The sequence below is a fragment of the Meridianimarinicoccus marinus genome, assembly GCF_040689105.1.
GTDB classification, from domain to species: Bacteria; Pseudomonadota; Alphaproteobacteria; order Rhodobacterales; family Rhodobacteraceae; genus Meridianimarinicoccus; species Meridianimarinicoccus marinus.
Map to the genome: position 1 here is coordinate 1 of NZ_JBFBVU010000065.1, position 5,862 is coordinate 5,862.

At 66.2% G+C, this 5,862-nt stretch carries 4 protein-coding genes and 1 pseudogene; 1 reads left to right on the forward strand and 4 read right to left on the reverse strand.

Annotated features, from left to right (window positions below; translation table 11 throughout):
* Positions 1 to 787: molybdopterin cofactor-binding domain-containing protein (locus AB0T83_RS20030; protein WP_366194966.1), on the reverse strand; the 787-nt coding region annotated here is incomplete at its 3' end.
* A gap of 12 nt (positions 788 to 799) precedes the next feature.
* Entirely contained in the window at positions 800 to 2,263 is a 1,464-nt protein-coding gene (xdhA, locus tag AB0T83_RS20035) for a xanthine dehydrogenase small subunit (RefSeq protein ID WP_366194967.1), read from the reverse strand.
* A gap of 159 nt (positions 2,264 to 2,422) precedes the next feature.
* On the opposite strand from xdhA, the gene AB0T83_RS20040 reads away from it, so the two are divergent.
* Positions 2,423 to 3,349 (forward strand): LysR family transcriptional regulator, encoded by a 927-nt coding sequence (locus AB0T83_RS20040; protein ID WP_366194968.1) that lies wholly within the window; start codon positions 2,423 to 2,425, stop codon positions 3,347 to 3,349.
* A gap of 80 nt (positions 3,350 to 3,429) precedes the next feature.
* Here AB0T83_RS20040 and AB0T83_RS20045 read toward each other — a convergent pair whose 3' ends face one another.
* Positions 3,430 to 4,179 carry a solute carrier family 23 protein gene (locus AB0T83_RS20045; RefSeq protein WP_366194969.1) on the reverse strand — a complete coding sequence of 250 codons (750 nt, stop codon included), beginning with the start codon at positions 4,177 to 4,179 and terminating at the stop codon, positions 3,430 to 3,432.
* A 91-nt stretch (positions 4,180 to 4,270) separates the two neighbouring features.
* A pseudogene (locus AB0T83_RS20050) lies at positions 4,271 to 5,862 on the reverse strand (phosphate acyltransferase); the annotation flags it as partial.

Sequence of the window (5,862 nt, forward strand, 5' to 3'; positions counted from 1 at the left end):
CCGGGCGGTTCAGGCGCTTGGCGGCGATGGCGGCCACGGCGCAGAAGATGTTCATCTGGCTTTCCTTGCCGCCGAACCCGCCGCCCATGCGGCGGACGTTCACCGTCACTGCGTTCGACGGCACCCCCAGCACATGGGCGACCATGTGCTGGGCCTCGCTGGGGTGCTGGGTCGAGCAATGCACGATCACATCGTCATCCTCGCCGGGAATGGCAAAGGCGATATGGCCCTCCAGATACATATGATCCTGACCGCCGACGACCATGCGCGCCTGAACCCGGTGCGCGGCTGCCGCCTGACCGGTGGCCACATCGCCGCGTTGCAGGGTCAGCGGATCGGTGACCATGGGCATGCCCGCTGCCTGCGCCGCCGGGGCGTCGATGGCATGGGGCAGTTCCACATAGTCGATCTCGGCCAGTTCCGCCGCGCGCCGGGCCGCATCGCGGCTTTCGGCGACGACCGCGAACAGGGGCTGGCCGTGGTATTCCACCAGCTTGGTGGGAAACACCGGTTCGTCATGACGCCCGGTGGGGCTGATGTCGTTGACGCCGGGAATATCTTCGGCGGTCAGAACATCGACCACCCCCTGCGCGGCGCGGACCGCGCTCAGGTCCATGGCGCGGATGCGTCCGTGCGCGACCGAGGCGACGCCAAGATAAGCGTGCAGCGTGCCCTTGGGTTCGGCAATGTCGTCGGTGTATTCGGCCTGTCCGGTGACGTGCTTGGTGGCACTGTCATGGATGCGGTCCTTGCTGACCGCGCCGCTGATGGTGTGCATGTCCTTCATCGTCGTCTCCTTTCAGGCCACGGCCTGGCTGTCGGGCGCCTGCGCCGGATCGCCATGCTCTAGCCAGAACCGCCGCAGCAGGTTTGCCGCCACGAGTTGCCGGTAGTCGGCAGAGGCCCGCCAGTCGGTCAGCGGTGTGAAATCTTCGGCCAGGGCCTTGGCGGCGGCTTCGAAAGCGGCTGCGCCAAAGGGCTGGCCGCGCAGCGCGGCTTCGGCCTTGGCGGCGCGTTTCGGGGTGGCGGCCATGCCGCCGAACGCGATGCGGGCCTCGGCCACATTGCCCTCCGCGACCACCACGGTGATCCCGGCGGCGACCGAGGAGATATCCTCGTCCCGGCGTTTCGAGATCTTGTAGGCGGCGTCGATCTGGCCCGGTGCGGGGCGCGGAATCCGCAGGCTGGCGACGAAATCGCCCAGCTCGCGATCCTGCTTGCCGTAGTCGATGAAGAAGTCCTCCAGCGGCAGGCTGCGTTGACCGCCGGCCTTTTGCAGCGTCACCTCGGCGCCCAGCGAGATCAGCACCGGTGGGGTGTCACCGATGGGCGAGCCATTGGCGATATTGCCGCCGATGGTGCCCATGCTGCGCACCTGCCAACCGGCGATGCGATCCCAGAAATCGCCCAGATGCGGGAAGGCCTCGCGGATCGCCGCCTCGGCCTCATCATAGGTGACACCGGCGCCAAGGGTCAGATCGGTGTCGGTCAATTCGATGGTCTTGAGGTCCTCAAGATGCCCGATGAACACCACCGGCGAGATCGGGCGCATGAACTTGGTCACCCACAGCCCCACGTCGGTGGCCCCGGCGACGATGGTGGCCTTGGGTGTCTCGGCCAGAACCTGCCCCAGATCATCCAGATCGACGGGCAGGATGGCGCGGTTGTCGGCGGGGCCGACCTCGACCCGGACCTTGGGTTGCATCGCTTCCAGCTGCGCGGTGATCGCGGTACGTTCGCGGGTCAGATAGTCGCTGGCCGGGCTGCCGTAGGTGTTGACCGCCAGCGCCGCCTTGACGATTGGTTCGTACCCCGTGCAGCGGCACAGGTTGCCCTGGATCGCGGTTTCGACCTGCGTCTGGGTCGGCTGCGGGCATTGCATCCACAGCGCATACAGCGACATCACGAAGCCCGGCGTGCAGAACCCGCATTGGCTGCCGTGGAAATCCACCATCGCCTGCTGCACCGGATGCAGGCGGCCATCGGGGCCCGACAGATGTTCGACGGTGACCACATGGCAGCCGTTCAACGAGGCCAGAAAGCGGATGCAGGCGTTCACCGGCTCGTACCGCAGGCTGCCCTGATGCAGCCGGCCAACCAGCACGGTGCAGGCGCCGCAATCGCCTTCGGCGCAGCCTTCCTTGGTGCCGGTCAGGCGGCGGTCGATGCGCAGGAAATCCAGCAGCGTCTGCGTGGCGGGCACGTCGCTGGCCGTGATCTCGGTTCCGTTGAGAAGAAAGCGGATATGGGGTTGCGGGTCCATCGGGCCTCCGGTCAGGCTGGGGAAAGCGGGTATCTCAACTCTACTCCGCGCGACTGCCTCGACAAACGGCGTTGTTTGGGAATAACTTTCAACAGATCGTTGAAAATGGCGCGGTGCTGGCCAAGGGGCGGCCACGCGAAAAAAATGGGCGTGTTCTGAATGGCCTATCTGGAAAGTCTGCGGGTGTTCACCCGCGTGGTCGAGCTTGGCAGCATCACCGCGGGCGGACGCGACCTGCGGCTGACCCCCGCCGTGGCCAGCAAACGCATCAAGGAGTTGGAGCAGCATCTGGGCGTGCGGCTGTTCAATCGCACCACGCGGTCGCTGACCCCCACCGAGGTTGGCCAGCGGTTCTATGAAGAAGCCCGCCGCGTTCTGGAAACGGTGGATCAGGCCGAAGCGGTGGTGGCCGAGTTTTCGACCGCACCGCGCGGGGTGATCCGCATCACCGCGCCGCTGGGCGTCGGGCGGCGCATCATCGCGCCGATGATCCCCGATTTCGTGGAGCGCAACCCCGGCATCGAGGTGCGCATGCGCATGTCGGATCGCAAGGTCGATCTGCTGGCCGACGGTCTGGACGTGGCCTTCTTCGTCGGCACCCCGCATGACAGCAGCCTGAAGCTGCGCAAGATCGCCGATTGCCCGCGCGTGCTTTGTGCCGCGCCGTCCTATCTGGAGCGGTTTGGCGTGCCCGCCGACCCCGAGGATCTGATGCGCGGCCACAACTGCCTGCTGCTGCGCTATCCGCGCTCGCCCGAGTATTTCTGGCTGCTGAACACCCCCGATGGGCTGCGCAAGTTCGAGGTCAGTGGCAAGTTCGATGCCGATGACAGCGATGTGCTGACCGACTGGGCCTTGGCCGGGGCCGGTATCGCAAACAAGCCGAAATTCGACGTGGCCGCGCATCTGGCCGCCGGGCGGCTGGTCGAGGTTTTGCCGCACGCCCGCCCCGCACCTTCGGTCTTTGGCTGCCTGTATCCGCACAGGAAGCTGCAGGATCCCAAGGTGCGCCTGCTGGTGGAATTTGCCGTCGATCACGGCGTGCGAACCATGCAGGGGCTTCTGGCCAACCCGCCCAACGCCTGAGCGCCCCTTCTGAAACCGGGGCGACTGCCTTTCTGATTGCCGTGGCCGGTGCGATCAGTGCACGCCCCCGCCACGCAGACTTAGCGCGCGCGGATGCCGGTGACCCCCACAAGGCCGACGTTCTGGCTGAACGAGATACAGGGGAAGGTGTTGAACCGCCCTCCGATCAGCGTGCCCAGACCGCCGGTCCTCAGCCCGGCCGACAGCGAGGGACGTTCGATCTTCTTGCCGCAGATGTCTCCTACGGCCATGAACATGCCGGTGAATTCGATCATCACGACCCCCGTCACCAGCGTCATGGTCAGGATCATGACCGGGTCGAAGATCGGCAGTCCGAAGCGGAACGGCGTCACCAGTTCGAACCAGCCGGCCTTGGCCACATGGTCAAATTGCATGATGTCCAGCGAGGTGGCGGCCAGCGCGCAGGTCACGATCCCGATAAGCACCGAGGCATTGGCCAGAAATCCGCGCGCGTATTTCATGACAACCACGATCGTGCCCAGCACCAGCGCCGAGATCATCATGTTCTGCGGCGTGGCATAGTTCACGTTGTTCAGGGTCGGGGCAAGTTTCAGGCCTCCGGGCATGTCGGGAACGGCGCCCGCGCCCAGTTCGGTCACCCGGGCCAGCCAGGCGGCATGGGCCGGATCGACCACCTGCGGCGCGGTCGGGCCAACGGGAATGCCGAAGATCCAGTTGATACCGACGCGCATCAGCGTCACGGCAATCGCGCCCGCATACATCACCAGCACGTGCTGAAGTCCAAGGGTCATCAGTTTGCCTGACGGCAATTTCTCGTTCACGGCATCGATCGTTTGATCAGATGTCATGGGGCCTCTCCTCCTCCTTTCCAGAATGCCCATGGGTGGGCAAGTCGGTGTCGCCCGTCCGGCTCCAGCAGCACCGAACGGGCCCGCCGCGTCAGCCGTTTCTGGAGACATCCGCGCCGGCCAACGCGGCGATAGTGAGCAATCCGCGCGCGGTAACGCCGGGGGCCACGATGTGGGCGCGGTTGTCCACGCCCATCAGGATCGGCCCGACCTCAAGTCCTCCACCAATGCTTTTCAACAGGTTACGGGCCGCGCCTGCGGCATCCGTATTGCCGTAGACCAGCCCGTTGGCGCGCCCGGTCAACCGGTTCCGCAGATCGGGGTCGAGGGCGGCATCGCTGTCCATCTCGCCCTCGTATTCGAAATCGCGCGGTTGGCTGTCCAGAATGTCCAGCGCCCCGCGCATGGCCCGGCCCGAGCGGCTGTCGGGCTTGCCGAATTGCGAGCCGGAGTACAGCGCGATCCGCGGTTCCAACCCGAAGCGGCGCACGTGGCGGGCCGCGGCGATCACCGTGCGGGCCAGGCTGTCCGGGGTCTGTTCGACGGTGACATGGGTGTCGGCCACGAACAGCGGGCCGTCGTTTAGCAGCACCAGCGACAGGGCGCCGGTGGGGGCGTGCTCACCGGTCTGCAACATCTGGGTGACGTAGTTCAGATGCCACTTGTAATGCCCGAAGGTGCCGCAGATCAGGCTGTCGGAATCGCCCCGGCGCACCATGACGGCGGCAATGGCGATGGTGCTGGTGCGCAGCACCGCCTTGGCCAAATCCGGTGTCACGCCGCGCCGTTGCAGGTCCGCGTTATAGCATTGCCAGTAGTCGTGGTAGCGGTCGTCGCTTTGCGGGTTCACGATCTGGAAATCGCGGCCCGGCTGGATGGTCAGGCCGGCGCGATCCAGCCGCTGGGCGATGACCTCGGGCCGCCCGACAAGGATCGGCATGTCGGTGCTGTCTTCTGCGATGGCTTGGGCCGCGCGCAGAACGCGGTCATCCTCGCCCTCGGCAAAGACGATGCGGCGGCGGGACTGGCGCGCGGTCTCGAACACGCCGCGCATGATCAGCGCGGATTTGAAGACCGGCGCCTAAAGGCTCTGACGGTAGGCCTCAAGATCGAGCTTGCGGCGCGCCACGCCGGTCTCCATCGCCGCGCAGGCATCGACGCAGGCCAGCTTCATGGCGTCGTTGATGCCGATGGCCTCTACGTCCAGCGCGCCGCGAAAGATGAAGGGAAAGCACAGGACGTTGTTCACCTGATTGGGAAAATCCGACCGGCCCGTGGCAATCATCGCGCCGGGGGCGGCCTTGCGCGCGGCCTCGGGCATGATCTCGGGCACCTGGTTGGCCGGGGTGAACAGGATCGGCTTGTCGTCCATCAGGGCCACCAGATCCGCCGGCAGCAGTCCGGGGCCGGACAGGCCCAGGAACATGTCGGCGCCGGTGATGGCTTCGGCCAGTTGCGTGCCTTCGGCAGCGGTGGCAAGGCGCATCTGTTCCGGCGCAAGATCGCCCCGGCCCGGATGCAGCACCCCGTCACGATCAAAAACGCTGATGTTGGACAGGGGTACGCCCATCTTGTGCAGCATGGTCAGGCAGGCAACGCCCGCAGCACCGTCGCCCATCCCGGCGATCCGAATGTCCTGCGGCCGCTTGCCGGCGATGCGCAGGGCGTTCTGGGCGGCGGCGG

What these genes read in the sequence shown, in the direction of transcription:
- xdhA (WP_366194967.1), bottom strand. Translation starts at nt 2,263, where the DNA reads ATGGACCCGCAACCCCATATCCGCTTTCTTCTCAACGGAACCGAGATC.
- AB0T83_RS20040 (WP_366194968.1), top strand. Translation starts at nt 2,423, where the DNA reads ATGGCCTATCTGGAAAGTCTGCGGGTGTTCACCCGCGTGGTCGAGCTT.
- AB0T83_RS20045 (WP_366194969.1), bottom strand. Translation starts at nt 4,179, where the DNA reads ATGACATCTGATCAAACGATCGATGCCGTGAACGAGAAATTGCCGTCA.